This window comes from Agrobacterium sp. H141 (assembly GCF_057158725.1).
The window spans coordinates 755,907-782,435 of record NZ_CM169893.1; the positions used below are offsets into that span (position 1 = coordinate 755,907).

The following is a 26,529-nucleotide window of genomic DNA, read 5'->3' on the forward strand; positions in this document are numbered from 1 at the left end:
GATCCAGTGCATGCGCTTCACGCTGAGACAGCTCGAATATTTCATTGCTGCGGGGGAAACCGGCAGCATTACCCAGGCATCTGAGCGGGTGAATATCTCGCAGCCGTCGATCTCGGCTGCAATTTCGCAGTTGGAACAAGAGCTTGATGTTCAACTTTTCATTCGCCACCACGCGCAAGGGCTTTCGCTGACATCTGCCGGCCGTTCCATGCTTTTGGAGGCCAAGCGGCTGATCGAGCAGGCCGAGTCGCTCTACGGGGTGGCGTCGGAAGCGCGGGACGAGGTGCGCGGTCAGTTGAGTGTGGGGTGCTTGACGACTTTAGCGCCAATGATCCTTCCTGAACTGGCGCTTTCGTTCAAAACAGCTTTCCCCAAAGCCAGTATCAGGCCCCAATCCGATCATCAGGAATTATTGCTGAACGGTCTTAGGCGTGCGACGATCGATGTCGCTGTCACCTACGATCTGCAGATCCCTGATGATGTCGACTTTACCCCGCTTGTCGATCTGCCTGTCCATGCTCTGGTGGGCGAAACGCATCCTTTGGCGCAGCATTCGTCGGTCACGCTTGAGGAGCTGGCCGAATTGCCCATGGTCTTTCTCGATCTACCGTATTCCAACGACTACTTTCTCGCTCTCTTCATGAAAGAAGGCCTACAACCGAATATCGTCTATCGCCTTCCGCATCCGGATATCATTCGCACGATGGTTGCCAATGGTTATGGCTATACGCTTGCTAATGTCACGCCACGCTCGGATACGGCGCTAGATGGACGCAAAGTGGTGCGTATTCGTCTGGCAGGTGATAATCGGCCGATGACGATAGGCTTTGCCACGCTTCGCGCATTGCGCAAGTCACGTCTGCTGGAGGCTTTTGAAAGCCACGCCAAGTCTTTCATATCCGATGCTTACATTCCTGGAATGATTGCCCCGAACATGGCACATCGCAAACGGTAGTCTCCAGTCTTTCTAAAGCCTGAACAATCTGCTTTGTTATTGCAGTGCGGTATGTCTTTATGTATATACAAGATGGCGGCTTGCTTAGGTTTTCCTGAAGCGAATTCGCTAAAAAAGATTGTTTTTCCGACGCAAGGGGCGTGCTTAGCTCATCAACTTGAGAGCTTGCCCCGGGCAGGTAAAACCGGATGACAACTCGGTTGCTGCGATGCGGAAACCGGGCGCAAACAAAAAACGAAAGCCTCAAAGAGCTTACACGGCAACGAACAAGGGAACAGTTCGCATGAAAACCAAGAATGTGTTGAAAGCTACGATCGCCGGTGTGGCAATGCTCGCTGCCACTGGCAATGCATTTGCCGGAACCATGAAACTCGGCATGACAACCTGGGTGGGCTATGGCCCGCTCTTCCTCGCGCGCGACCTTGGCTATTTCAAGGAAAAGGGTCTCGAAGTCGATCTGCAGATCGTCGAAGACCATGCGCTTGCCATGGCTGCCGAAGCTGCCGGCGAACTTGATGGTGACGCGGGCACGATCGACGAAACCCTTCAGTACCGCAGCCCGGATTTCTGCTTCAAGACCGTATATGCGCTTGATGATTCCCACGGCGGTGACGGCATCCTCGCACCTGCCGATGTCAATTCGATTGCTGACCTCAAGGGTATGGAAGTCGGCATGAACGAAGGTTCCGTCTCGCAGTTCTGGTTCGATATCCTGCTCAAGCGCGCCGGCATGACCGAAGCTGACGTAAAGGTCGTCAATATGACGGCTGATGACGCCGCTGCCGCCTTCATGGCGGACCGTATTCCCGTGGCCGTCACCTGGGAGCCGAATCTGACTTTCGCTAAAAATGCGAACAAGGGTAAGGTTCTGGTCGATTCTTCTGAAACACCCGGCCTGATCGTGGACGTTCTCTCCTTGCGCTGCGACTATATCGAGGCGCATCCGGAAGATGTTCAGGCCTTGGTGGATGGGCTCTATAAAGCCAATGAGTACATCAAGACCAACCAGGACGAGGCCTATGCAATCATGGCCAAGGGCGTTGGTGGCTGGCTCGAAGATCCGAAGGACTTCGCAGCATCTGCAGCGGGCGTGAATTTTTACGGCAAGGACCTCAACGCCAAGTTCTTCAAGGGTGGGGATGATGGTGAAGCCGGCGAGCTGATCAAGCTTGGTCTGGAAATCTGGGGCGGTGCCGGCAAGGTCAAGATTGAAAAAGCGACCTATGACGATGTCGTCGAGGACAAGTTCCTCGGCCTCGAATAAGTCGGTCTGACGTTTCAGGCAATCGCGGTTGGGTCTGCATCCGCGATTGCCTAGGTTTTACTTGTCCTGCGTCCCGTGCGACCGGTCGACGGGAAACGGAGTTATTCACGTGTCATCCGCTTCGTCCTTTTTCAAAGAAATAACCACGCCATTTCGTCAGGTCCCCCGTTGGCTTGCGGTCTCCCTGAGTATTCTCGTCTGGGTCGTCGTGATTGGGGTCTGGCTGGTCTTCTCTCACGCCGGCATCGTCGGTGAGATGTTCCTCCCCAAGCCCGAAGAGGTGCTTCAGACTGCAGTGACTTATGCACTGGACGGACGCCTTTGGGAGCATACTTCGGCCAGTGTGCAGGTGGTGCTGATCGGTTTTGTAATTTCGGCGTTATTCGCTATTCCGTTAGGTCTCTTCATGGGCACCTACAAGATTGTGCAATCCTTCTTCGATCCCTTCGTCAATTTCATGCGCTACCTTCCGGTGACGTCATTCGTTCCACTTTTCATCCTGTGGATCGGTATCGGCATCGAGCAACGCGTGACCGTGATCATCTTCGGTATCTTCTTCCAGCAGTTGGTGATGTTTGCTGACGCTGCCCGCTCGGTGCCGCGTGATCTGGTCAATGCCGCCTACACACTTGGAACCAGCCGCTCCCACACGGTTTTCCATATTGTTCTGCCGGCCACCATGCCGCAAATATTCGATGTCCTGCGCGTTACCATGGGTTGGGCCTGGACATATCTGGTCGTCGCTGAGCTTGTCGCTGCCCGCTCCGGCCTTGGCTATATCTCGCTGAAGGCGATGCGCGGTTTCCAGGTGGATGTGATCTTCATGGCAATCGCCACCATCGGTATCCTCGGTCTCCTGACGGATCAGTTGTTCCGGGTCCTTCGGCGCTTTGCCACACCGTGGTCAGCCGTATGATGGGCGGGGCGACGAAAATGCAGCGCGAAGCGGTTCCCGCGTCTCCGCGTGTCGAGGAATTCGGAAAGATGGATGCTATGGCAAATACCAAACCGGCACATGCGACGAGCGCCGATATCGTCATCGAAGACGTGGCGCTTCGCTACGGCAAGGGATCGTCGGCGGTTCTGGCACTGGACGGCATCTCGTTCGACGTCAAGCGCAACGAATTCTGCGTCATCGTTGGCCCGTCCGGCTGCGGCAAGTCCAGCCTGCTGTATCTGATAGCAGGCCTGGAAGCGCGCACCAGCGGATCGATCAAGGTCAACGGCAAGACGGTGTCTGAACCGGGCCCCGATCGCGGAATGGTCTTTCAGGCCTATACGCTTTTCCCGTGGCTGACCGTGGCAAAGAATGTGGAATACGGCCCCAAGCGCAAAGGTTTTCCTGCTGCTGAGCGCAAGGAAATCGTCGAGCACTATCTGAACGAGGTCGGGCTTTCCAAATTCGCCGATCACTACCCGTCGCAGCTTTCGGGCGGTATGAAGCAGCGCGTGGCGATTGCCCGTGCTCTGGCGAATGACCCAGAAGTTCTGTTGATGGACGAGCCCTTTGGCGCGCTCGACTCACAGACACGTCACAGCATGCAGAAACTGCTGCTGCGGGTTTGGGATCATACCAAGAAAACGGTTCTGTTCGTTACCCACGATATCGATGAAGCCATCCTTCTGGCCGATCGTGTGCTGGTGATGTCCGGCCGGCCGGGCCAGATTAAGAAAGAGATCAAGGTCGATATTCCTCGGCCACGCAATATGGATCTCGTGATGGAACACGACTTCATCATGCTGAAACGTGAAATTCTCGAGTTGTTGAAGAACGACGACGATGAGGATCACTGAGTAACGCGATTTGGGCGACTGCCCCGCAGGGGGGCACCACCGTCTTGTTTGACAAACACATGACGCGTGACACCTCGCCGCCTTGCGGCGGGGGTCGCCTTCTGTTGGCTAGATTCGAGTGGACCGAGCAGATGGAAAAACTGGAATTTGACTATATCATTATAGGCGCAGGGTCGGCCGGCTGCGTTCTTGCCAACCGTTTGAGTGCCGACCCGAAGATGCGTGTCTGTCTGATCGAGGCGGGTGGTAGCGACAACAGCATGCGTGTGCGCGTTCCGGCAGGCATTCTCTCGCTCTACGGCAATCCAACCTACGACTATGGGTATGTTGGCGTTCCACAACCCGCGCTCAACAATCGGCGTTTGCCGGTCAATCGCGGCAAGGCGCTTGGCGGGTCTAGCGCGATCAACTCGATGATCTACATTCGCGGCGCGTCGCAGGACTATGACGACTGGGCCGAACTCGGCTGCAACGGCTGGTCCTACAACGACGTGCTTCCGGTTTTCAAGGATCTCGAAAAGAACCTCCTGTCCCAAGACCCGGCCTATCATGGTTTCAAGGGTGAATTGCTGGTCGATCAGCCGCAGGATCCGAACCTGGTCTCCAAGACGTGGGTCCAGGCTGGCGAAACCATCGGTTTGCCTGAGAACACTGATTTCAATGCAGAAAGTCAGTTCGGACTTGGCATCTACAACGTTACCCAGAACAAGGGTGAGCGCTTCTCCGCCTATAGCGCGTTTGTGCGTCCTGTGTTGAACCGGCAAAATCTCTCCGTGATCAGCGGCGCAGAGGTGCAGCAGATCGTTGTTGTCGATGGTCGCGTGACCGGTGTTCAGCTCGTCGCGGATGGTGCTGCGAAGATGATTTCCTGCCGTGGTGAACTTGTACTGAGTACCGGCGCCATCGGAACACCGAAGCTCCTGTTATTATCAGGCATCGGTCCGGCCGATGAACTCAAGGCCATCGGTATCGAGCCCATTGCCGATGTGGCCGGCGTAGGCAAGAACCTGCGCGACCATATCGATGGCATGATCACGGTTCGCTCCGACAGCAATTCGACATTGGGGCTGTCGCTTGCCAACCTGCCGGCCATGCTGGCAGCCCCCTTTCAGTATTTCGCTCGGCGCAAGGGTATGCTGACGACCAATTATGTCGAAGCAGGCGGGTTCGCGCGGACGAAATATGCCGACGATCTTCCTGATATACAGTTTCACTTCGTACCCGGCTATCGCAGTCATCGCGGTCGATTGGTTGAATACGGACATGGCTACGCCGTTCATACTTGCGTGCTTAGACCGAAGAGCGTGGGTGAATTGCGCCTGTCGGGCAGTGGCCATGAGAAGAAGCTGGAGATTGATCACCGCTTCTTCAGCGATGAACGGGATGCGCTCACCTTGATCGAAGGGATCAAGATTGCCCGTTCCATCCTCGCGTCACCGGCTTTTACCGACATCCGCGGACCGGAAATTCTTCCGGGTCCTGGTGTCAACAGCGATGATGAAATTCTGGCTTATCTTCGTGCCGAGGCGCTGACTGTCTATCACCCTGTGGGCACGGCAAAGATGGGGACGGATGATATGGCGGTGGTCGATCCGTTCAGCTTGAAGGTTCGCGGTTTCGATAATCTTCGCGTGGCGGATGCTTCGATCATGCCGACATTGCTGGGCGGCAATACCAATGCTCCCACGATGATGATCGGCGAGAAATGCGCGCGGATGATCCTGGCAGAAACGCGCGCGGACAAGGCTGCCTGAAGGCGTTTTCGATCCGGTTGTAGCAGGCTGCTGCACGCCCAATAAAATGTATAGACATTATAATTTGCCGGTGGTTCTATAGCGCCCGAAAGTCAATGGAGGTCAACCATGGTCCCGTCATTCAGCCTTGAAGGTCGTGTCGCTGTCGTGACCGGCGCCGGTCGTGGACTGGGCCAAGCGATCGCCATCGCATTGGCAGAGGCCGGGGCCAGCCTATGCGTAACAGGTCGCAGCGAGGTGGGACTAGAGGAGACAGCCGCAAAGATCGAGGAACTCGGTAGACACTGCTCTGTGGCTGCACAGGATGTTGTCGACCTCTCCACGATCGATCCGGTTCTTGAGCGCTTCAGAAGCATCCATGGCAAGATCGATATTCTGGTCAACAATGCCGGTATGGAGAAAGTTTCCCCCTCGTTCGATGTGGACGAGGCGTTGTGGGACCAGATCGTTTCGACCAATTTGAAAGGCGCCTTCTTCTGGTCGCGCGCTGTGGGCAAGGTGATGGCCGAGCAGGGGGCGGGCGGCAGTATCCTCAACATGTGCTCGCTTACCTCCTATGTCGGCGTGCCGACCGCCGTTCCTTATGGCTCTTCCAAGTCTGGCCTGCTGGGGATGACAAAGGCATTGGCCACCGAATGGGCGCCACATGGAATCAGGGTCAATGCTTTGGCACCCGGCTATTTTAGAACGGCGCTGACCGAAGTTTTCTATGAGGATGAGAGCTGGCAGGACAAGATGCTGGACAAGATCCCGCAGCGCCGTTTCGGCCTGGACAGCGATGTCGGTGGGGCAGCCATCTTCCTTTGCAGCGATGCTGCCGCCTATATCACGGGCCATTGTATTCCGATCGATGGCGGCTATCTCGCATCGATCTGAGCCAAGACTTTGAAATCCCAGTTGGTCTATTCGCGAGCAAAAAATCCATCTGGACGGAATGATTGAAGATTAGGGAACTGACCATGAGCAATGTCTCGTTTCATGAACTGGCCAAAATGACATCCGAAGAAAAGGATGATTTGTTCAAGCGGTCCGAGGGAGATATTTCCAGTTTTATCGAGAAAGTGAAGCCGATCCTTGAAGCTGTTCGCACTGAAGGCGATGCGGCCGTTGCCCGCTTCGGGCGTGATTTTGACAAGGCGGATGTGTCCGAGAAAACCCTGATGGCAACGCCTGAAGAATTCGACGCAGCCTTCAAGCTTGTGGATGAGGAAACGATCGAAGCCATCAAGTTCGGTATTGGCAATATTCGCACCTTTCACGAAGAACAAAAGCCTGAAGCCATGTGGCTGAAGGAGATACGCCCGGGGGCTTTCGCTGGCGACCGTTTCACGCCGATCCAGTCGGTGGCGCTCTATGTCCCGCGCGGCAAGGGTTCGTTCCCGTCAGTCACCATGATGACGGCAGTTCCGGCGGTGGTTGCGGGTGTTCCCAATCTTTCCATTGTCACGCCGCCTGCACCGGATGGCACGGTCGATGCCGCGACTTTGGTTGCTGCACGGCTTGCGGGTGTTGAGACTGTCTATAAGGTTGGCGGTGCTCAAGCTGTGGCGGCTGTCGCCTATGGTACCGAGACCATCCAGCCCTCGCTCAAGATTGTCGGTCCCGGTAGCCCCTGGGTGGTTGCGGCAAAGCGCCTGCTTTCAGGTGTTATCGACACCGGCCTTCCCGCTGGTCCATCCGAGGTGGTGATCTTTGCTGACGATACGATCAATGGCGGACTGGCCGCGCTTGATTTGCTGATTGAGGCGGAACACGGTCCGGATTCCTCTGCCTATCTCGTGACGCATAGCCGTCGCGTGGCCGAAGAAGCGCTGGCAGCCCTGCCTGGTCATTGGGCCGAGATGACACCGCAGCGTGTCGAGTTTTCCAAAGCGGTGCTGACAGGCCGCACCGGCGGCATTGTGCTCACCTCATCCGTCGAGGAAAGCTATGCCTTCGTCAATGGCTATGCGCCGGAGCATCTGGAAATCATGTCGGAAGATCCGTTCTCCCATCTGGGCCACATTACCGAAGCAGCAGAAGTTCTGCTGGGAAAGCACACCCCCGTGAGCATTGCCAATTTCGGTCTCGGCCCAAATGCTGTGCTTCCCACAAGCCGCTGGGCGCGCACCTTCGGACCATTGTCCGTGACGGATTTCGTCAAGCGCAGTTCGATCGGCTATGTCACCGCGTCGGCCTATCCGGAATTCGCAGATCAGGCGCACAAGCTTGCCCTTTATGAGGGCTTCTCCTCTCATGCCTTGGCAGTCTCGCCACGGCGGGAACTCTTCCTGAAGAAAGATGACTGATCAGATGAGAGCGGTCCGGCTTTATGCTGCAGGGGATCTGCGCCTCGAGGAGATCCCCGCACCCTCTGATCCATCGGAGGGTTACGTCAATCTCAAGGTGAGGGCAGCCGGTATCTGCGGTTCAGACCTGCATAATTATCGCACTGGCCAGTGGATTTCTCGTAGTCCATCGGTCGCAGGGCATGAGTTCTGCGGTGTTATAGACGCTGCCGGTGCGGGTGTATCCAGTCTGTTGGTTGGCGATACAGTCATCGCCGACTCGCGCTTCTGGTGCGGCGAATGCCGGCAGTGCCGGGACGGGTACACCAATGCGTGTGAGGCGCTCGGCTTTGTCGGCGAAATCTGCGACGGTGGCTTTGCCGATCTGGTTCAGTTGCCGGCCCGTCTCGTCCATCGCCATTCTCCAACGGTGCCATCCAAGGTGGCGGCCATGGCTGAGCCGCTGGCTGTGGCTCTCCACGCACTGCGTAAGCTGCGGGTTCCAAGTTGCGAGCCAGTTCTCATTCTCGGCTGCGGCACGATTGGCGGACTGGCTGCGATCCTGCTGTCGCGCCTCCATGACGGAATTGTGATTCTTGCCGATATCAACCGTGAAAAGGCAGAGTTTGTCGCCGGGCTCATAGATGGCGTTGTGATCGATATGGACAAGGCATCAATCTCAGCAGCAACGAGCGGCCGGCCGCTTCGCTATGCACTTGACGCGACCGGCAGCGTGAAGGCCATCTCCACGTTATTGGATCTGCTGGACGGTGGAGGCGCGCTGGGGCTGGTTGGCATCGGCCACGGGAGCATCGATCTCGATCCAAATACATTGGTCGAACGTGAGATCGCGCTTGTCGGTTGCCATGCCTTCATTGATGAATTGCCTGAAGCCGTCGCTCTTCTGGACGATCTGCAGCCACTTCTCTGCCAAGTCTCCGAGGTCATCACGCTGGAAGATGTGCCGGCCGCCTATGAGCGGCTGATCGATAGCGGCAGTCAGCAGCTCAAGACGATCGTCGCGATCGCGGACTGACCGCAGCAAGGGAATTGAAACATGATTGAAGTTGTTTCCAGCAGGACTGCAGAGATCCGCAGACTGGCCAAGGCCAATGACGGCAGCGCCGAACACATGTTGGCGAACCTCTTGTCGGACCTGTTCCAGCTTGATGTGCAGAACGTGACAATCAATCGCGATCAGTACAGTCTCAATTCTCTCAACGGCTTCTACGATACCGCGGACGGTGCCTTCTTCTTCAAGTTTCATCAGGAGGAGGGCGAGGAGGCGATGAGCGGGGAATATTATCGTGCCGATATTCTCGCGCGTGCCGGACTTCCCGTCGATCAGCCTGCGTTAATGTCGGTTCTGCCCGGGGAGCAGATCCTGGTCTACAAACGTCGCAGCGATCCTCGTTTTTCCGATGTGCTGCGTGCACTCGATCTGAAACATGATGAGATCAAGGCGGCTGAAGCTGCCGAAGCGGAAGCGCAGCTCTCGCGCACTGTGCTCGATGTCTACCTGAAAACGTTGACCAGTATCGAACCGGCGCAATCTGTTGCAGAGCCTGTGCATCGGCTGTTTTGGGAGCGGCTGATCGATCCGGTAACGCGCAGTTACCCGGGCGGGCGCTATGCCAGTTATTATGTCGGTCAGCGTTTTTCGTTTCCGGGCGTAGATCTGAGCTGGGACGCGTTGTCACGTGCGAAGTTCCGCATCAATGGCCTGCTTTATGCCCGAACGATTGGCGAGCTTTTCGATGACGCGTATGAAAAGCTAAATCCTTCAGCGCTGGCCAATGCTGGCGGTGTGACTGCGCATGGCGATGCCCACAATGCCAATGTCTGGTTCGAACAGCAGGCAGCGAGACCGCATCTTTCCTATTTCGATCCGGCCTTCGCCGGCGACTATGTCCCCTCTCTGCTGGCCGAGATAAAGACGACGTTTCACAACAATCTGGCGCATCCTTTCTGGCTCTATGATCCTGACCTTGCCTGCGAGCTTTTTTCAGCGTCTGCTTCCTATGACGATGGCATATTGGACATTACGACAGACTGGTCGATGACTCCCGTCAGAGTTCAATTGCTTGATGTCAAAGCGCGCGAACTCTGGAGGCCGCTGCTTCAAGCGTTGAAATCAAAGGGCCTGTTGCCTTCAGACTGGCGCACCACCATAAGGCTTGGGCTTTTCCTCTGCCCGACGCTGGTCATGAATCTGCGGGCCGGAGCCATGACACATAATCCGGTATCTTCGGCCATAGGATTGGCTGTTGCGGTGATGGCTGGGAGCCCTCCGGAGAACGGTACGGATATGATCACGGAGTTTCTGGACAAGATTGAGCCGGCTTAATGGCCTGAGCTGGCAGCTTGGTCTTCTTCGGCATCGCACGTGTCATCGGCCCGACCAGAATTGGTCGTGTCGCTTGTGCGGATTGCTTCTATTGTTTTCGAAGATAGAGTCGAGATCCGATTGCCAAACTGAATTCTGTATGGCCGATCACAAACACTGCGAAGGTAGTTCCAATGTCCCATCACAAGAAGTTCTTCATCGACGGCGTTTGGGTGGACCCCGATGTGCCGGCTGTTCTGGACGTGCTCGACCCGTCAACGGAAGAGGCTTATACGCAGATTTCGGTTGGCTCGGCCGCGGATGTCGACAAGGCTGTCGCGGCAGCAAAACGGGCATTTGCAAGCTTCTCCCTGACCAGCAAGGAAGAGCGGCTGGAATTGCTCAAGCGAATCCATGCCGTCTATCTGGAGCGTTTTGAAGATATTGCCCAGGCGGTAAGCCAGGAAATGGGCGCGCCAATCGCTTTTGCCCGAGACAGTCAGGCCTGGGCCGGTCGCGGCCATCTGGAAGCAACGATTGCTGCATTCGAGGCTTATGAATTTTCTGAAAAGCGCGGTACGGCGATGATTGTCAAGGAGCCGATCGGTGTCTGTGCACTGATCACGCCATGGAACTGGCCACTGAACCAGATCGTCTGCAAGGTCGCTCCAGCCATTGCGGCCGGTTGCACCGTGGTGCTCAAGCCATCCGAAGTCGCTCCAATTTCCGGGATCATTTTCTCGGAAGTGATGGAAGCCGCAGGTGTGCCCAAAGGCGTCTACAATATGATCAACGGCACCGGTCCCGATGTCGGGCAGATTATGGCGGGGCATAGCGATGTTGATATGGTGTCTTTCACCGGTTCGACCCGCGCCGGCATCATCGTCGCCAAGACGGCAGCCGACACTGTCAAACGCGTTGCCCAGGAACTCGGCGGTAAATCCCCCAATATCATTTTGGCCGATGCGGATCTGGAGAATGCTGTTCGCCAGGGTGTGCAGGGGTGTTTCGGCAATACAGGTCAATCCTGCGATGCGCCTACCCGTATGCTGGTTCCGGCGGATCGACACGATGACGCGCTTGCCTTTGCCAAATCAGAGGCCGAGACATTTGTGACCGGCGATCCGCGATCGGAAGAGACCGGGCTTGGACCCGTGGTAAGCCAGATCCAGTTCGACAAGATCCAGGGTTTGATCGAAGCCGGCATCAAGGAAGGCGCAACACTGGTGACAGGTGGCCTTGGTCGGCCGGAAGGGCTCAATCGCGGTTATTATGTTCGCCCGACGATCTTCGGTCATGTGACCAATGACATGACGATTGCACGCGAGGAGATCTTTGGTCCGGTTCTGTCAATTATGCCCTACAAGGATGAGCAGGAGGCGGTCGAGATTGCCAATGATACGGTCTACGGCCTTGCTGCCTATGTGCAGTCCGGCGATATCGGTCACGCACGCAAGGTCGCGGCCCGCCTGCGTGCGGGCTCCGTCTATCTCAATTATCCTGAGTGGGACACAATGGCACCTTTCGGCGGCTACAAGCAGTCCGGCAATGGTCGCGAATATGCGGATTGGGCCATCCATGATTTCCTCGAGATCAAGGGCATCGTCGGATGGGGCGAGTGATTGCCTGAACGCTGTGCTCCGCCGGCATCGCGGGATGCGGGCGGAGTAATCACTCGCAATGCTGGCTACACGATTGCCATGGTTTACCCCAGTAGCAAAACTTGCAGGTCGGCGACATTGGTGCCCGTGGCGCCGGTCATTACCAGAGCGTCAGCCAGTTGGAGGGCGTGGTAGGCATCGTTATTCGCCAGATAGTCTCCAACTGATAGGCTTTTGGCCATCAGCGTCTGTATGGTCTCGGGCGTGGTCAGGCCACCTGCTGCGTCTGTTGGGCCATCCCGCCCGTCCGTGCCGCCTGAGAGGAATGCCCATGCCGTGGCAAGCGGTCGTTCCCTACAAAGAGCAGCAAATCTCAGTGCCATTTCCTGATTTCGGCCACCCTTTCCGGATCCGGTCACGTGAACGCTGGTTTCTCCGCCTGCCAAAATGGCAATTTTTACAGCCCAATTCACGTTCGATGCCCTCTCATGAAAGGCCTTCGCGGCAACCTCCACGTCGCCTTCCAGCCATTCGGCCAGAATAATGACTTCGTAGCCGAGTTCACGGGCTGCAACTTCGGTGGCCTGCAAGCTGATACGGTTGGAGCCGATCAGCTGGTTTTGGGTCGTCGGCTCGAAGGGTGGTGGCTGTTCTGCTGCGCGTGCCTTCAGGTGGGACATGACGCTTGCTGGAAGCCGCTCGGAGATCCCCAGTGCGGTAACTATGGCCAATGCCTGATCCAGCGGTGCTGGATCGGGGACCGTCGGGCCGGATGCAATCGTTGCAAGATCGTCGCCGGGCACATCGGACAGGATCAGAGCAAGGCCGTTTGCTGGAGCAATAGCGCGGGCAAGGCCGCCTCCCTTCAGGCGCGAAAGCGCTTTGCGCACAGTGTTCATGGCTACGATATCGGCGCCTGACTTCAACAGAAGATCATTGGTCTTTATCTTTTCGTCCAGAGATACGCCTGCGACAGGGGCTGGCAGAAGAGCCGAGGCCCCTCCGGAAATCAGACAAAGGACAAGGTCGCCGTGCTCGGCATCGCTTGCGATCTGTTCAACCGCGCGGGCAGCGTTTGCACCATTTTCGTCTGGCAGGGGGTGTGACGCACCGATGACCTTGGTGCCGGCAACCTCAACGAGATTTTCGTAATTGGTGACAGCCAGCGTCTGGCCGATCTTGTCGCCTGCCAGACTTTCAAGTGCTGCGCGCATCATGGGTACAGCTGCCTTGCCCGCTGCAATGATGTGCACGCGCCGTGCATTGGCATAGCCCGACTCATGCTTCCTTAAAGCATGAATAACTGCATCATGCGGATCGGCCGCTGCTACCCCGGCTTTGAAAATGTTGAGCGCGTCAGCCTTTAGTCTTTCGAAATCATTCATGGCGCCTTTGGGGAGTATGATTGCTGGAACAGTGTTCGAGCATAGACGCCGGGCCGCTTGATAGGCAATCCTCCTGTCGCAACCGGCTTGCATTCTCCGTCAATCCGACCAGGGAGCCCAGTAGGTATTGGGCGCGTCTGGCTCAGTTCTTGCATGGTGTTCGGCATGAATATTCAAAAGAGCATAGCTCCAAAGGCCCATCCCGATATCGTGTGGACGCGCATGTTCAGCGAGCTCGATCGAGATGGTCAGGGTCTGAATGTCCAGATCCGGCGGACGATCGTCTATGCCATTCAGGCTGGCGTTCTGACCGGCGGGACGCGCCTGCCGTCAAGCCGACATCTGGCAGGGCTGCTCGCGGTCGCCCGCAATACGGTCACTGCTGCCTATCAGTTGCTGATCGACGAGGGGTTTCTGGTCTCACGTGAGCGCAGCGGTATATTCGTGGCGGCGCAACAGCGTTATGTTCCAACAAGTCTTAACACTTGCGATGATGACGTGGCGGAGTGGTCGGGCCGGTTTGCCGTTCGGCCATCCGCCCAGCGACAAATCAACAAGCCGCGGGACTGGCTTGAACATCCATATCCCTTCCTGTTCGGCCAGTTCGATCCGGCAATTTTTCCGACCAACAATTGGCGGGAAGCCGTGCGTGCCACCTCCAGCGTCAAGGAGATCTACGGTTGGGCCGGCGATCAGATCGACGATGACGATCCTGATTTGCTGGAGCAGTTGCGAGTACAGGTTCTGCCAAAACGCGGTATTTTCGCCGGTCCCGGCGAGATTATCGTCACCATAGGCTCCCAGCAGGCGCTTTCCATGCTGGTACAGCTTTTCGTGGGGGCTAAGACCGCCGTGGGAATAGAGGATCCCGGCTATCCCGATGTTCGAAATATGGTCGGTCTGGTCACGGAGGATGTGCGCCACTTGAGCGCCGATGCCCAGGGCGTGCTTGCCGACGATGTCCTGTCAGGCTGTGACGTCGCTTTTCTGACTGTCGGACATCAGTGCCCGACCACAGCCGTGATGCCAATCGCACGGCGCAAGGCCTTGCTTGAGGCGGCCTATCGAAACCATGTGATCATTGTCGAGGACGATTACGAGGCCGATCTCGCGCTCGATGGAGAAGCGGAGTTGCCCTGCCTGAAGAGTCTCGATCATCATGGGCAGGTGATCTATGTCGGCAGCTTCTCCAAGGCGCTCGCGCCCGGCTTGCGCATCGGCTATATCGTCGCACCAAAGCCGGTGATCGACGAGTTGCGTGTGCTCAGACGAATGCTGCTTCGACATCCGCCGACCAACAACCAGCGCATCTTGGCGACCTTCATTGCGCTGGGCCATTATCATCAGCATTTGCGCAAAACCGGAACCGTGCTGGCGCAGCGTGCCGCAATTCTCAATAATTGTTTGCCGAAGCTCTTGCCGCAATGCAGCTGGCGGCGTGACGCGGGGGCCAAGAGCTTCTGGGTTGAGGGGCCGGAGGCATTCGACAGCCGAGAACTTGTGCGCGCTGCCCGCGAAAGAGGCGTTCTGATCGAGGCAGGTGATATCTTCTTCGCTGATCCAGACGCCGGGCGACGTTTTTTCCGGCTTGGCTTCACCTCTATTTCCGAGAACAAGATTGCGGCTGGCCTCAAGATTCTAGGGGAATTGATCGAGGGGTAAAGGCAACTTGCCATCTGGACCAGTTTCTCTTTTCAGTGGAGCCAGTCGCAGCAAAATTGCACCATTCGCAATACCATGTGCTATGTCCAGAAGATAATTGCGCGCCAAGGAGAGCATTATCATGGGCATCGCCGCGAACATCAACGACATCGGGCATGTGGTCGAAGCCGATAAAGAACATGTCTGGCATCACCTGACCCAGCACAAGACGTTCGAGACAATCGATCCGCGTATCTTCGTCGAGGGTAAGGGGATGCGGGTGTGGGATTCCACTGGTCGAGAATTTCTCGATGGTGTTTCCGGCGGTGTCTGGACGGTCAACGTAGGCTATGGCCGGGAGAGCATTGCCGATGCCGTGCGCGAGCAACTGGTCAAACTCAATTATTTTGCCAATTCCGCAGGCTCTATTCCGGGTGCGCTGTTTGCCAAGCAACTGATCGAGAAAATGCCCGGTCTCACGCGCATCTATTATTCAAATTCCGGTTCAGAGGCGAATGAGAAGGTATTCAAGATGGTGCGGCAGATGTCGTATCGTCATCATGGTGGCCGCAAGAACAAGATCCTTTATCGCGATCGGGACTACCATGGCACGACGCTCGGCTGTCTCGCGGCTGGAGGGCAGGGGCAGCGCAAGGATCAATACGGGCCGTTGCCCGAGGGCTTCATCGAGGTGCCGCATTGCCTTGAATATCGTAGCCAGTATGGCGAAATCGACAATTATGGCGAACGCTCAGCCGATGCGATCGAAGAGGTCATTCTGCGCGAAGGGCCGGATACGATCGGCCTTCTGTGCCTTGAGCCGGTGACGGCTGGCGGTGGTGTGATCACGCCTCCGGCAGGCTACTGGGAACGCGTCCAGGAGATTTGCCGGCGCTACGACATCCTTCTGCATATCGATGAGGTCGTCTGTGGCGTCGGTCGTACCGGCAAGTGGTTCGGCTATCAGCATTTCGGCATCGAACCCGATTTTGTGACGATGGCAAAGGGTGTTGCATCCGGTTATGCGGCGATCTCGTGCACGGCAACGTCTGAACGAGTGTTCGAGATGTTCAAGGACGATCCGACGGATCCGATGTCTTATTTCCGCGACATTTCCACCTTTGGCGGCTGTATGGCCGGTCCGGCCGCTGCGCTCGAAAACATGCGCATTATCGAGGATGAGCGGCTGCTCGACAATACGACAGCCATGGGCGAGCGCTTGATGGACAATCTTCGCGGTCTTCAGGAAAAGCACAAGGTGATCGGCGACGTGCGTGGCCTCGGCCTTTTCTGTGGCGCTGAACTCGTCTCTGATCGGAAGACCAAAGAGCCGGCAGAAGAGAAAATGGTTCAGGCCGTGGTCGCCGATTGCATGGCGCAGAACGTCATCATTGGTGCCACAAACCGATCCATCGCCGGTTTCAACAACACGCTTTGCCTGTCTCCAGCGCTGATTGCCACCGCAAGCGATATCGATACGCTGACGGGTGCTATCGACAATGCGCTGACAAAGGTGTTCGGCTGAGCGGAGCCATGCAGATCGCCGGCCCCGCGCCGGCGATCACTTGCGGGAGATCTGGAATGGGGCCCAGGACTGGCTGACCGGCATGATCTCGATGGCGTTGATATTGATATGAGCCGGAAGCGAAGCGACCCAGTATATGCTTTCGGCGATATCTTCCGGCTGAAGCGGGTCTGCTCCACCGTAGAGTTTGTCATAGGCGGCCTTGTCGCCGCCGGTGCGAACGAGCGTAAATTCACTTTCTGACAGACCGGGCTCGATTGAGGTCACGCGAACGCCAGTGCCTGCAAGATCGGAGCGCAGGCCCAGCGAAAACTGCTGGACGAAAGCTTTGGTGCCTCCATAGACATTGCCGCCGGGGTAGGGCCAGTTGGCGGCGATCGAGGCGAGATTGACGATCAGTGCCTTGCGTTCGATCAACCTGTCGATCAGCAACCGGGTGATCGTGACCAGGCCGGTGATATTGGTGTCGATCATCGTTTTCCAGTCATTGATGTCGCAATTCTGGATCGGGCCGGTGCCGAGCGCCAGGCCGGCATTGTTGACGAGGACATCGATCTGACTGAAGGCTGCTGGCAGCGTGACCATCGCGGCTTCGGTGGCCGCTTCGTCGCGAATGTCGAAGGCCAGCGCGTGGGCGCGGTCTGGTCCGCCCAGTTCAACAACCAGTTCCTCAAGTCTCTCCTTGCGACGGCCGGTTATAATGACGTTCCAGCCTTCCTTGACGAAGCGTCGGGCAATGGCCTTGCCGAATCCGGCTGTGGCACCGGTGATCAGTGCTGTCTTGGGCATGTTTTCATCCTTTCGGGTATTAAAACTGAACGAGTGTGCGAAATGTCTGGATTGCGCCGGCGATGGCAATCAACAACAGGCCGCCGGCGGAAACGCGGCGCCAAGCTGTCGGTCCGAGTTTCGGTCCAATCCGGTGGCCGATGGCATAGCCGGCCAGTGTGATGGGCAAGTAGATCATGACGAGGTGAGGCAGTCCTTCTCCGATCTGGCCCAGCAAAGCACGACTGATGATGCTGAAGAGGTCGACGGCACCGAAAAAAACGGCAAGGGTTCCGCGTGTTGTCTCGCGTCTGGTTCCTCCAGCAAGCAACCATGCAGCGACAAGTGGGCCGCCGACCGCAAAGGCTGCGAGAAGGCCACCGACGATGAAACCGCAGCCGATACCCAGCCAATGATGAGAAAGCCATCGCGGAGGTTCGTGGATCATGGCGACCAGGGCTGCGATGAAGACGATGCCTGAAATCATCAGCTTGGTGGTGCTTTCATCAATGTAACCGACAAGATAGCCTCCACAAAATGCGCCCGCGCAACCGGCGACCAGAAGCGTGCGGGCAACCGGCCAGTCCACTGCCCCTTGCTTGCGGTCAATTAGAATGATGACGGTCAGAACCAGATCGTTGATCAGGATCAGGGGCACCATAACCTGTGGGGCCAGGCCACCTGTCAGTCCGATTGCCGCGATCAGCGCATAGCCAAAGCCGGTGAGACCACGAAATGCCGCCGCCCCGACTGTTACTGCTCCATTGAAGATCAAATCCATACGCGCTGCCTTGCTGGTGACTGAATGCCCGCCAGCGCGAACACGACTTCATCCGTATGCTGGTTGGTGACCAGTCTTAAGGATTGAAGATCAACTGTGACAGATCCAGAACGGGCAAGCGGTGGGGCCACACGCCAGACTGGCACCATAGAAAGGCTCGCTTGGCTCTATCATTGCAGTGCAGCATGCCCTTTACTCAAGCCGTGTGGGACAGGCGGATATGCGGCGGTCGCCGCGTGTCGCGTCACCTGCTGCCAAATCTACAAGGCTCAAAAGAGCCGTAAAGGGGAACGCAAATGACCAATAACCTTCTCAAAGGATCGATTAGTCGTCGCAAGATGCTCAAGGGCGGCGCTCTGGCTGCGACAGCACTCGCAGCACCTGCGGTGATCAGCTCCAAGGCTCTCGCATCCTCCGGTGAAATCAACATTCTGATGTGGTCCGACTATTTGCCGGAGACATTTCTGAAAACGTTTCAGGATGGTACCGGCATTACGGTGAACTATACCGGCATTGGTTCGAACGAAGAGATCATCAACAAGCTGAAGGCTACCAAGGGCCGCGGCTTCGACATCGTGTCGCCGACCAACAACCGCTCCTTGCAGTGGAAGCCGCTGGAAATCCTGCAGCCGTTCGACATGTCTAAGGTGGCCATCGACAAGGTCAATCCGGCCATGGCGAAGATCGGCACAACCGATTGGGCCTTCACCGAAGGCGAGGCTTACTGGGTTCCACATATCTGGGGCACCGAAGGCATTGCCTGGCGCACCGACAAGTTCAAGCCTGACGGTCCGCTGCCAAGCTATGGCGACGTGTGGAAGGATGAAAATGCCGGCAAGACCATGGGGCGCGGGCACTCCATGCTGCTGGGTGCCGGTCTTTACATGGAGACCATCGGTGAACTTGAGCCCGGTTCTGTCTGGAAGGCCTATGAATCGCCGGAAGCCATGCAGCCGATCTGGACCAAGATCGTCGACTGGGCGACTGCGCGCAAGAAGAACATCAAGCTGATCTGGAACGACGCCGATACGCAGAAGAACGGCCTACTCAATGAAGGCGTGATCGTCGGCCAGAGTTGGGACGGTCCTCCGCTGGCGCTGAAGACCTCTGGCGAGCCGGTCATGTATGCCGCTCCTGTCGAAGGGGCTATGGCCTGGGTCGACGGTATGGCGCTGCCAGCTGGCGCGGAGAACGTCGATCAGGTCTATGAGTTCCTGAAATACGCCTATAACCCTGAATATGCTGGCGAAGCCATCGATCATCATGGCTACAACTCGCCTGTGCTCGGCGCCGATAAATTTGCCGGCGAGGCCTATGCAAAGAACTTTGCCGACGCTTATCCGGGCGAGGCTCTGGCCAATCTCAATCCATGGCCCGCTGAACCTCAGTGGTATGCCGATGCGCGCACCGAGTTTACCAACAAGTTCCTCAGCGCCTGATGAAGCCCATATCCTCGGCTGCACCTGCGGCCGGGGATTTTTCGATGGCACCGCTGTGGGGTCTTTTCGCGCAGCACTGGCGTCGTGCCTCTTCCGGTTTCTCTGGAGTATTGGATGACCAAAGACATCACGCTCGATCATGTCTCGGTGACGTTCGGGGACTACACCGCCGTCGATGACGCGCATCTGACAATCAATGGCGGAGAGTTCTTTTCCTTTCTAGGGCCGTCAGGCTGCGGAAAAACTACCTTGCTGCGCTGCATATCGGGCTTTCAAGATACCAGTTGGGGCGAAATCCGCATCGGTGGCCAGAATATGCGGGGCATCGGTCCCAACAAGCGGCCGACGGCGCTGATCTTCCAGAACCTGGCACTATTCCCATTGATGACGGTGGCAGACAATATCGCCTTCCCGCTCGAGGTTCGTGGCGTCGACAAGAAGACGCGGCGTAAGCGAGCGGATGAACTGCTGGAATTGATTGCCTTGCCGGGGCAGGGCGACAAGAAAGTGAGTGCTCTTTCGGGTGGGCAGAGGCAACGTGTGGCCATCGCCCGTGCGCTTGCCGTTGAGCCGGATATTCTGCTGCTTGATGAACCGCTCTCCGCACTGGATCTGAAACTTCGCCAGCATATGCGGCGTGAGTTGCGTGCAATCCAGCAGCAGGTTGGTCTCACCTTCATCTATATCACCCACGATCAGGGAGAAGCGCTGACGATGTCGGACCGCGTTGCGGTCATGAGCAAGGGACGGATCGAGCAAGTTGCGGATTCGCGTACAGTCTATGACCAGCCAGCCACCAGCTTTGTCGCCAGTTTTGTCGGAGAGAATAATGGCCTTTCCGGTACCGTTCTCGCCCATGATGGCGACCGCCTGACTGTCGATGTCGGGCTCGGGGCGCCAGCAACTGTCAATGCCACCGGACGCGGGCACAAATTGAAGGTGGGTGAGGCATGTCATGTCTTTGTGCGGCCTGAGAGCATTGCGCTCAATGGTGCTGCAACCATGAATGTTTACGATGCATCCGTGCTGCGCGAAGAGTTCGAAGGGCAGGTGCGACATCTGATCGTGAAGAGTGCCGATCGCGAAATGCGCGTCACGCAGGTCGGGTCCCATCAGCCGGGAACCGCTCCGGGTGCTCCTGTCACGATGTCATTTGCGCCCGAGATGGCGACCGCATTGCCGGTCGGCCATCTGGCCAGCGCGTAAGGGTCTCGGCATGGCAGGGATCAAGGACTTCTTCTCAGGTTTTGCGCAACGCAATGGTTTGCCGGTGGCAATCTACCTCATGGTCGCAGTGTCGATCTGGATCTTCGTGCTGGTGTTGCTGCCGCAACTGACAATGTTCGACTACTCGTTCCGCCACAATCTGCCGCCGCCGAAGATCGGCGGGCCGGAAGACGTCTACACACTTGAGCAATATCGCTATTTCATGCTTGGCAACGAGATGAGCGGTAGCAGTTTCAATTCGCTGGATATTGCTGTTCTGTTCAAGACGCTTGGCGCTGCGGTGTTCGTGACGCTTATCGACCTGGCGATCTGCTATCCCGTGGCTTTCCTGCTGGCGCAGAGTGTCCAGGGCGGCTCCAAGCGGCTGCTGGTTCTGGCTTTGATCGTTCCCTTCTGGATCAACGAGATCCTCAGGGCGTTTGCTTTCCGTATTCTGTTTGGCGCAACCGGTGTCGTTAACGGGTTCGGCATGTCGCTGGGCTTCTGGGACACCCCGATCGACTTCATAGGCGACAATATCGCGCTCTATGCTGGTCTGTCCTATGCCTACATCCTGCTGATGATCTTTCCGCTTTACAATGCGATGGAGAGCCTTGATCGCAATCAGATCGAGGCGGCGCGGGATATGGGGGCCAGCTGGCTTCAGGTTCATCGCCGTGTGGTCATTCCCTATGCAAAGCCCGGCATCGCCTCGGGCTCGACCATGGTATTCATGCTGACGGCCGGAGCACTTGCCGCGCCACAGATCCTCGGTGGTCCCTCCAGTCTTTGGTTCACCCAGATTGTCTACCAATGGTTCAACAGCGGCGGTAACTGGCCACGTGGATCGGCCTATGCGGTGATCTTGCTGTTCATCTGCATCCTGTTCGTACTGATGGTCATGCGTGTGTTCAAGGTCTCCATCGGGGAGATCGGACGATGAATGCAACTCGCTCATTCGGTACATCCGGCGCTCTCTACCTGATCCTGTTCTTTCTCTATCTGTTCGGGCCATTGTTGGTGATGGTGATCACCGCCTTCAACTCGTCCGGCTTTCCGCGGATTTCCCCTTGGGACTGTCTGACCGCTGACTGGTTTCACAAGCTGATTGTTGACGAAAAACTTTTGGTCGGACTCGGCAATTCCGTCATCATCGGTGTCGGCGTGGTGCTGATTGCCGTTCCGATCGGGCTTGCGGCTGCCATGGTGCTGAGCCAGGTCGGCCCCAATCTACGTTCGGCCATGTATGCCGTCTTTATCGCGCCGATCCTGATGCCTGGTGTGGTGATAGGTCTGTCCACGCTGATCTTTTGGGATCGTCTGGGCACGGCCTTCGGTGCTGCCTATGACACGCTGTTCTATGACGGCATGTTCCTGACTGTCGTTGGACAGGTCACCTTCATTTCGGCCTATTCGATGCTGGTGTTCCTGTCGCGTCTCCAGCGGTTTGACGCGACACTTACCGAAGCAGCACTGGATATGGGGGCAAGCCAGACGCAGGCTTTCGTCAAGGTGTTGCTGCCCTTCATGATGCCGGCGATTTTGTCTGCGTCCGTGCTGGCATTCCTTGCATCGATGGAAAATTACAACACCACCGTCTTTACCATCGTCGCGGATAGTACCTTCACCACGGTGCTGGCGCAGAAGGTGCGCTACGGCCTGGACCCCTCTATTTCGGCGGTGGCTGTTATCATTGTCGGCTTCACGCTTGTTGGCGCGATCATCTTTGAAAATGCCAAGCGCTATCAGTCGATGAAGGACGTGAAGATGCCGGTTTCACCGCTGGAACGTCCGGTTGTTCGCCTTGCCACTCATCCATTGAGTGTCATTGCAATCGTTCTGGCCCTTTGTGCCGGTGCGGTCAGTTGGGTCACGTCATATGATTCCAGTGCTTGCCAGGCCAATATCGACAAGATCAAACGCGCCTATCAAGAAGAGCAAGAGCAGCGGCAACGCAGCGTGCCAGGCGACGCGCAGCCAGGCAGTGAACCTGCTGCGCCGGGTGCTGCAAAACCAAATGGCGGTATATTCTCTCCCGGTAATCTGGCGCCCGCCGACAATGCTCCGACCGTGGAGGAAAAGCCGGCTTCCCCGTTCGGCGGCGTTTTCGCGCCGGGCAATCTGACGGGCAACAATTAGGACTGCTTTCTATCTCAACCTTTCGTATGGCCGCTTGAGTGCAGCGATGCGCGCGACGGAACGTTAATTTTGCCTTGTCCTTAGTCTCGCCGTCCTAGACGTTATTCATGTTGAGCTCTGCAATTCTCTCATTAATCCGCACCGACAGGAGGTGGCGGTTGCGGTTGAAGCATGCCATATGCTGCGCCCGGTTGGTGATGACAGAAATTTGTTCAGGAGCGATGATGGCTGACGAGGTTACGATCAGGGTAGCGGGGCCGGGCGACGCAGAGTTGATCCACAAGGCACTCGTTTCGCTGGCGCGTTCCAGAGGCACTGAAGAAAAAATGGTGGCCAGTGTTCCGGATGTGCTGAGCCACGGTTTTGGCAAGGATCCGGCATTCGAGACGCTGATTGCCGAGGTCGACAGGGTCTTTGCCGGGCTCTGTCTGAGTTTTGCCAGTTTTTCCACATGGCGCGGCGAACGGGGTGTCTATGTACAGGACCTATTTGTGGAAGAGGCGTTTCGGGGCCGACGCGTCGGAGAGCGATTGTTGTGCGAGGCAGCACGCCGAGGACGGCGTAAGGGCGCGCGCTACCTGCGCCTGTCTGTCGACGTCGAAAACACCAAGGCTCAGAGCTTCTACGAACGGCTCGGTATTTCGCATTCCCGCGATGAGCAGATCCATATGGTCAAGGGAGAGGAATTCGAGGCATTCGCTGAAGCCGAGCAAAACTGAGCATGTCCGCAATCGCAAAATCACTCGCCTTGGCTTCGGTGACGTGTCGTGGCCGCCCGGCTTGCGGCACTCCCTTCGCGCGGGTGTGCTGCCCGACACAGGTGAGGTGATCGGAGCTGACTATGGTGTGGTTATCGGCAGACGCCACATCGCCTCTGCGCAAGCCATAGGGAACCGACCATGTTCAATAAATCCATTGCCTCTGTTGCCACCGCTGCCATCATCGTGACGTCCGCGCTGGTCGCTACTGCGCCTGCGGCCTCTGCGGGACATTTCAAGTTTCACAGCAATGTCGGCTTTCACGGTAGCGCCTGCACACCGTTCAAGGCTGTCAGGACTGCGCGCTTCTTTGGAGTCCGCAATGCGCATGTGGTTCGTTTCAATGACCACAAGGTTGTCGTCAAGGGCTTCCGTCATAACCATGTTGTCAGAGTGGTCTTCGCCAATGAACACGGTTGCCCGATCATTCGTCTCTAACGCACTCGCGCAATGAGATGCCTATAGGCCGCCTTCCAGTTTCGCTGGAGGGCGGCTTTGTTCTTGCGGGTTTGCTTTATCAATGGGGAGAGATTTCATCCGCCGCGATTTGCAGCCTGGGCTGCAGTCCAAAGGGCCACGTCGAGGTCTTTCTGTCGACCGCGTATCGCCACGGTCTCAGTGCGCGGGGGCGTTCTGGAGACCATGCGCGTTTGCTGTGCAGCAGCGAAAAGGTCGTCCGACAGGACAATTGAAGCCTGATGCGACTTGCCGACGTCCTGCAGACGACTGGCCACATTGACGCAATCGCCAGTGGCGGCAATCTGTTGCTGGTTTTCATGACCTAGCCTCGACAAGACAACAGTGCCGAAATGGCCGCCAACCCTGACATTGCTGACATCTTGCGACAGGCCCGATTGGGCGATCCAGTCGGACACGGCGTTGGCAAGGTCGAAGGCCGCATTGACGGCATTTCCAGCATCTTTGTTTGTTGCGTCCGGAATTCCGAAGGCGATCATCGCGCCGTCGCCCATGAAGTCCATCACGAGACCGGAATGCTTGCTCGTTTCATTGACGACGATGGTGTGGAACGCCTTCAGCATGTCACGGGTCTTCACCGGTCCAAGGCGTTCGCTGAGGCCCGTATAGCCGGCCAGGTCAATGAACAGGATGGCTGCTTGCTGCTCGGTCGGTGTTCGCAGAAAAGACGGATCTTCGGCAATGCGCCTGGCAATGGCCGGTGATTGGAAGCGGCTCAGTGCTGCCTTGGCTCGCTCGAGTTGCAGCATCGCATAGCGCACGAAGATCTGGCGAATGATGGCCAGAGCAATGACCGGCGGTATGCTGGCGGCAAGAGGCAAAGCACCACTCAGCCAATAATTGCTGGCAAATGCAATGGAGGTCGCAACAAGCCAACCTGAAATGATCAGGATAAAAAGAATTGAGGCGGTGGCGAGCGGTAGCAGAGAGACTGTCAGCATGCCGATGAGGGTGATCGCAATCGCCGCGATCATATCGACTGTGCGAATGGAGGTGTCACGGATGAGTGCCGATCCATCCAGCAGGTTGGAGGCGCCGGTTGCCAGCACCTCGACCCCGGGGAGGATCTGATCGAATGGCGTTCCAAAGCGGTCGCCAACGCCTGTTGCTGTCACGCCCACAAGAACAAGCTTTCCCGCGATTTCTGGAATAAGACCCGATCCGTCAAACAGTGACTGCGCACTGACCGTGTGGATTGTTCCTGCCGGGCCGTAATAGTTGAGCGGCAGGTGCCAGCCCAGATCCAGTGGCTGTTCATGGGTCGCAAAACGTAACCCCTCCGATGCCAGTGTGGGTGCTGTGTCCAGGTAGAGATCGACGGCACGCAAGGCGAGTGAGGGCTCAGGGCCAACAGCCGTCTTGAAGATCATCGGTATCTGTCTTGGCGTACCGCCGGAATCCGTCGCGACGTTGACGAGGCCAATGGCGGCTGACTTCGCCAAGGCGGGCAGGGGCCGCAACACGCTATCCGGCGCAGGCACGTAGCCACTGTACCAGTTGTCGGTCTTGAACTGCGCTGCACCTGCGATCACGGTTGGTAGCGAGGCCAGCGCTTTTGCCAGAGCCGTATCGGACTTCTGATCGGACGCGCCGAGAAGAAGCACATCTATGCCCATAGCTTTGGCCCCGGCTTCTCGCACCTTGTCCAGCAGGCGGGCGAGATCGGCCCGGTCTATCGGGTAGCTGTTGGAATGCGCGAGCGTCTCATCGTCAATTGCGACAATCACGACGTCGTCCGGAGGTTCCCGTCCGCCCTTGATCTGAATTCTGAGATCCAGCAGGACGGTTTCGGCTCGATCGAGAATGCTCGCCGTGCCGTCGAGGTGACGTGTTCCGAGCCATGTCGCCCAGAGCCCGCCCGCCAACAACAGGGCGATCAGAAGCCAGACCGGAAGACGTGATCTCATCGGCCAAAGCGGGCCATCAGGCTTGCTACTCTGGCCTGGGGCCATGTTGTAACAACCAGGGGTTGGCCATCGGAAACGTTAACGCCTTGTCCGGGGCCGAGTAAAACGGTGTCAGAGCCATCCGGTCTTGAGACAGACACCCCACCTCTTACGACGAAAACCGACGTCATGTCGTCATGGACGTCGACAGCGTAAATCGTCCCGCGCACGGCCGCGATCGCATGCGGCGTCAATATCTGGAACGGACCATTGCCTGGCTTGACCTCAATCAATGCAGCGTCGCTGTCCAGCCGCATTTCACCGGGTCTGTTCTGGTCCTGCTGCCCTTCGATCTGCAGGGCAGCAGCAGCCTCCGCCTCGACAACCAGACCGCTTTCACACCGATAAACAATACGCGGTGGATCGCCGAGTTGGGTTTGCGTGCAGGCACCGTTCCCTTGCGCGAATGACACTGATGGCAACAAAATGAGGAAACAAATCGGGGCCAGGAATTTTCTGACAGTTCCTGTTCGCATGACTCTCTCTCTTGGTTTAACAAAGAA

General features: G+C 57.1%; 24 protein-coding genes. 19 read left to right on the forward strand and 5 right to left on the reverse strand.

Annotation, left to right across the window (positions count from 1 at the left end; translation table 11 throughout):
• Positions 1–10: 10 nt before the first annotated feature.
• The 10 genes from ACWPM9_RS03355 (at position 11) to ACWPM9_RS03400 (ending at position 11,982) form a co-directional block, all read left to right on the forward strand.
• The gene (locus tag ACWPM9_RS03355) at positions 11–955 is read left to right on the forward strand and encodes a LysR substrate-binding domain-containing protein (protein ID WP_428187535.1); all 945 of its coding nucleotides are present in this window, start codon (positions 11–13) and stop codon (positions 953–955) included.
• 283 nt (positions 956–1,238) lie between these two features.
• Positions 1,239–2,219 (forward strand): ABC transporter substrate-binding protein, encoded by a 981-nt coding sequence (locus ACWPM9_RS03360; protein ID WP_428187536.1) that lies wholly within the window; start codon positions 1,239–1,241, stop codon positions 2,217–2,219.
• A gap of 109 nt (positions 2,220–2,328) precedes the next feature.
• Positions 2,329–3,135 (forward strand): ABC transporter permease, encoded by an 807-nt coding sequence (locus ACWPM9_RS03365; RefSeq protein WP_484756746.1) that lies wholly within the window; start codon positions 2,329–2,331, stop codon positions 3,133–3,135.
• A gap of 68 nt (positions 3,136–3,203) precedes the next feature.
• Positions 3,204–4,013 (forward strand): ABC transporter ATP-binding protein, encoded by an 810-nt coding sequence (locus tag ACWPM9_RS03370; RefSeq protein ID WP_484757583.1) that lies wholly within the window; start codon positions 3,204–3,206, stop codon positions 4,011–4,013.
• A 131-nt stretch (positions 4,014–4,144) separates the two neighbouring features.
• Entirely contained in the window at positions 4,145–5,767 is a 1,623-nt protein-coding gene (locus tag ACWPM9_RS03375; RefSeq protein WP_484757584.1) for a GMC family oxidoreductase, read from the forward strand.
• A 108-nt stretch (positions 5,768–5,875) separates the two neighbouring features.
• Positions 5,876–6,643: an SDR family NAD(P)-dependent oxidoreductase gene (locus ACWPM9_RS03380; protein WP_484756747.1), complete on the forward strand. Its 768-nt coding sequence runs from the start codon at positions 5,876–5,878 to the stop codon at positions 6,641–6,643.
• Between the two features lie 83 nt (positions 6,644–6,726).
• A complete protein-coding gene (gene hisD, locus ACWPM9_RS03385) occupies positions 6,727–8,055 on the forward strand; it encodes a histidinol dehydrogenase (RefSeq protein ID WP_484756748.1) in 1,329 nt (442 codons plus the stop codon).
• Between the two features lie 4 nt (positions 8,056–8,059).
• Positions 8,060–9,070, forward strand: coding sequence for a zinc-dependent alcohol dehydrogenase (locus ACWPM9_RS03390; RefSeq protein ID WP_484757585.1), 1,011 nt, complete (start codon positions 8,060–8,062; stop codon positions 9,068–9,070).
• A gap of 96 nt (positions 9,071–9,166) precedes the next feature.
• Entirely contained in the window at positions 9,167–10,381 is a 1,215-nt protein-coding gene (locus ACWPM9_RS03395) for a hypothetical protein (RefSeq protein WP_484757586.1), read from the forward strand.
• Between the two features lie 173 nt (positions 10,382–10,554).
• Entirely contained in the window at positions 10,555–11,982 is a 1,428-nt protein-coding gene (locus ACWPM9_RS03400) for an aldehyde dehydrogenase family protein (protein ID WP_484756749.1), read from the forward strand.
• A gap of 83 nt (positions 11,983–12,065) precedes the next feature.
• Here ACWPM9_RS03400 and ACWPM9_RS03405 read toward each other — a convergent pair whose 3' ends face one another.
• Complete coding sequence (locus tag ACWPM9_RS03405) at positions 12,066–13,346, reverse strand: glycerate kinase type-2 family protein (protein WP_484756750.1); 1,281 nt, start codon at positions 13,344–13,346, stop codon at positions 12,066–12,068.
• A gap of 165 nt (positions 13,347–13,511) precedes the next feature.
• Here ACWPM9_RS03405 and pdxR point away from each other — a divergent pair, with 165 nt between their 5' ends.
• Both pdxR and ACWPM9_RS03415 read left to right on the forward strand, forming a co-directional pair.
• On the forward strand, positions 13,512–15,008 hold the full coding sequence (pdxR, locus tag ACWPM9_RS03410) for a MocR-like pyridoxine biosynthesis transcription factor PdxR (RefSeq protein WP_484756751.1): 1,497 nt from the start codon (positions 13,512–13,514) through the stop codon (positions 15,006–15,008).
• A 121-nt stretch (positions 15,009–15,129) separates the two neighbouring features.
• Positions 15,130–16,512 (forward strand): aminotransferase family protein, encoded by a 1,383-nt coding sequence (locus tag ACWPM9_RS03415; protein ID WP_484756752.1) that lies wholly within the window; start codon positions 15,130–15,132, stop codon positions 16,510–16,512.
• A gap of 36 nt (positions 16,513–16,548) precedes the next feature.
• On the opposite strand, the gene ACWPM9_RS03420 is transcribed toward ACWPM9_RS03415, so the two are convergent.
• Complete coding sequence (locus ACWPM9_RS03420) at positions 16,549–17,301, reverse strand: SDR family NAD(P)-dependent oxidoreductase (protein ID WP_484756753.1); 753 nt, start codon at positions 17,299–17,301, stop codon at positions 16,549–16,551.
• Positions 17,302–17,320: 19 nt separating this feature from the next.
• Entirely contained in the window at positions 17,321–18,061 is a 741-nt protein-coding gene (locus tag ACWPM9_RS03425; RefSeq protein WP_484756754.1) for a sulfite exporter TauE/SafE family protein, read from the reverse strand.
• 296 nt (positions 18,062–18,357) lie between these two features.
• Here ACWPM9_RS03425 and ACWPM9_RS03430 point away from each other — a divergent pair, with 296 nt between their 5' ends.
• From ACWPM9_RS03430 to ACWPM9_RS03455, 6 genes are all read left to right on the forward strand, one after another.
• Positions 18,358–19,500 (forward strand): extracellular solute-binding protein, encoded by a 1,143-nt coding sequence (locus tag ACWPM9_RS03430; protein WP_484756755.1) that lies wholly within the window; start codon positions 18,358–18,360, stop codon positions 19,498–19,500.
• A gap of 114 nt (positions 19,501–19,614) precedes the next feature.
• Complete coding sequence (locus tag ACWPM9_RS03435) at positions 19,615–20,706, forward strand: ABC transporter ATP-binding protein (protein WP_484756756.1); 1,092 nt, start codon at positions 19,615–19,617, stop codon at positions 20,704–20,706.
• A gap of 10 nt (positions 20,707–20,716) precedes the next feature.
• The gene (locus ACWPM9_RS03440; RefSeq protein WP_484756757.1) at positions 20,717–21,649 is read left to right on the forward strand and encodes an ABC transporter permease; all 933 of its coding nucleotides are present in this window, start codon (positions 20,717–20,719) and stop codon (positions 21,647–21,649) included.
• Complete coding sequence (locus tag ACWPM9_RS03445) at positions 21,646–22,845, forward strand: ABC transporter permease (protein WP_484756758.1); 1,200 nt, start codon at positions 21,646–21,648, stop codon at positions 22,843–22,845. The genes ACWPM9_RS03440 and ACWPM9_RS03445 overlap by 4 nt, the downstream gene beginning before the upstream one ends.
• A 224-nt stretch (positions 22,846–23,069) precedes the next feature.
• Entirely contained in the window at positions 23,070–23,564 is a 495-nt protein-coding gene (locus ACWPM9_RS03450) for a GNAT family N-acetyltransferase (protein WP_484756759.1), read from the forward strand.
• A gap of 180 nt (positions 23,565–23,744) precedes the next feature.
• Positions 23,745–24,041: a hypothetical protein gene (locus tag ACWPM9_RS03455; RefSeq protein ID WP_484756760.1), complete on the forward strand. Its 297-nt coding sequence runs from the start codon at positions 23,745–23,747 to the stop codon at positions 24,039–24,041.
• A gap of 95 nt (positions 24,042–24,136) precedes the next feature.
• Here ACWPM9_RS03455 and ACWPM9_RS03460 read toward each other — a convergent pair whose 3' ends face one another.
• A complete protein-coding gene (locus ACWPM9_RS03460; RefSeq protein WP_484756761.1) occupies positions 24,137–25,987 on the reverse strand; it encodes a CHASE2 domain-containing protein in 1,851 nt (616 codons plus the stop codon).
• Entirely contained in the window at positions 25,984–26,283 is a 300-nt protein-coding gene (locus tag ACWPM9_RS03465; RefSeq protein ID WP_484757587.1) for a FecR domain-containing protein, read from the reverse strand. The genes ACWPM9_RS03460 and ACWPM9_RS03465 overlap by 4 nt, the downstream gene beginning before the upstream one ends.
• Here ACWPM9_RS03465 and ACWPM9_RS03470 point away from each other — a divergent pair.
• Entirely contained in the window at positions 26,164–26,436 is a 273-nt protein-coding gene (locus ACWPM9_RS03470) for a hypothetical protein (protein ID WP_484757698.1), read from the forward strand. The genes ACWPM9_RS03465 and ACWPM9_RS03470 overlap by 120 nt on opposite strands.
• Positions 26,437–26,529 lie beyond the last annotated feature (93 nt).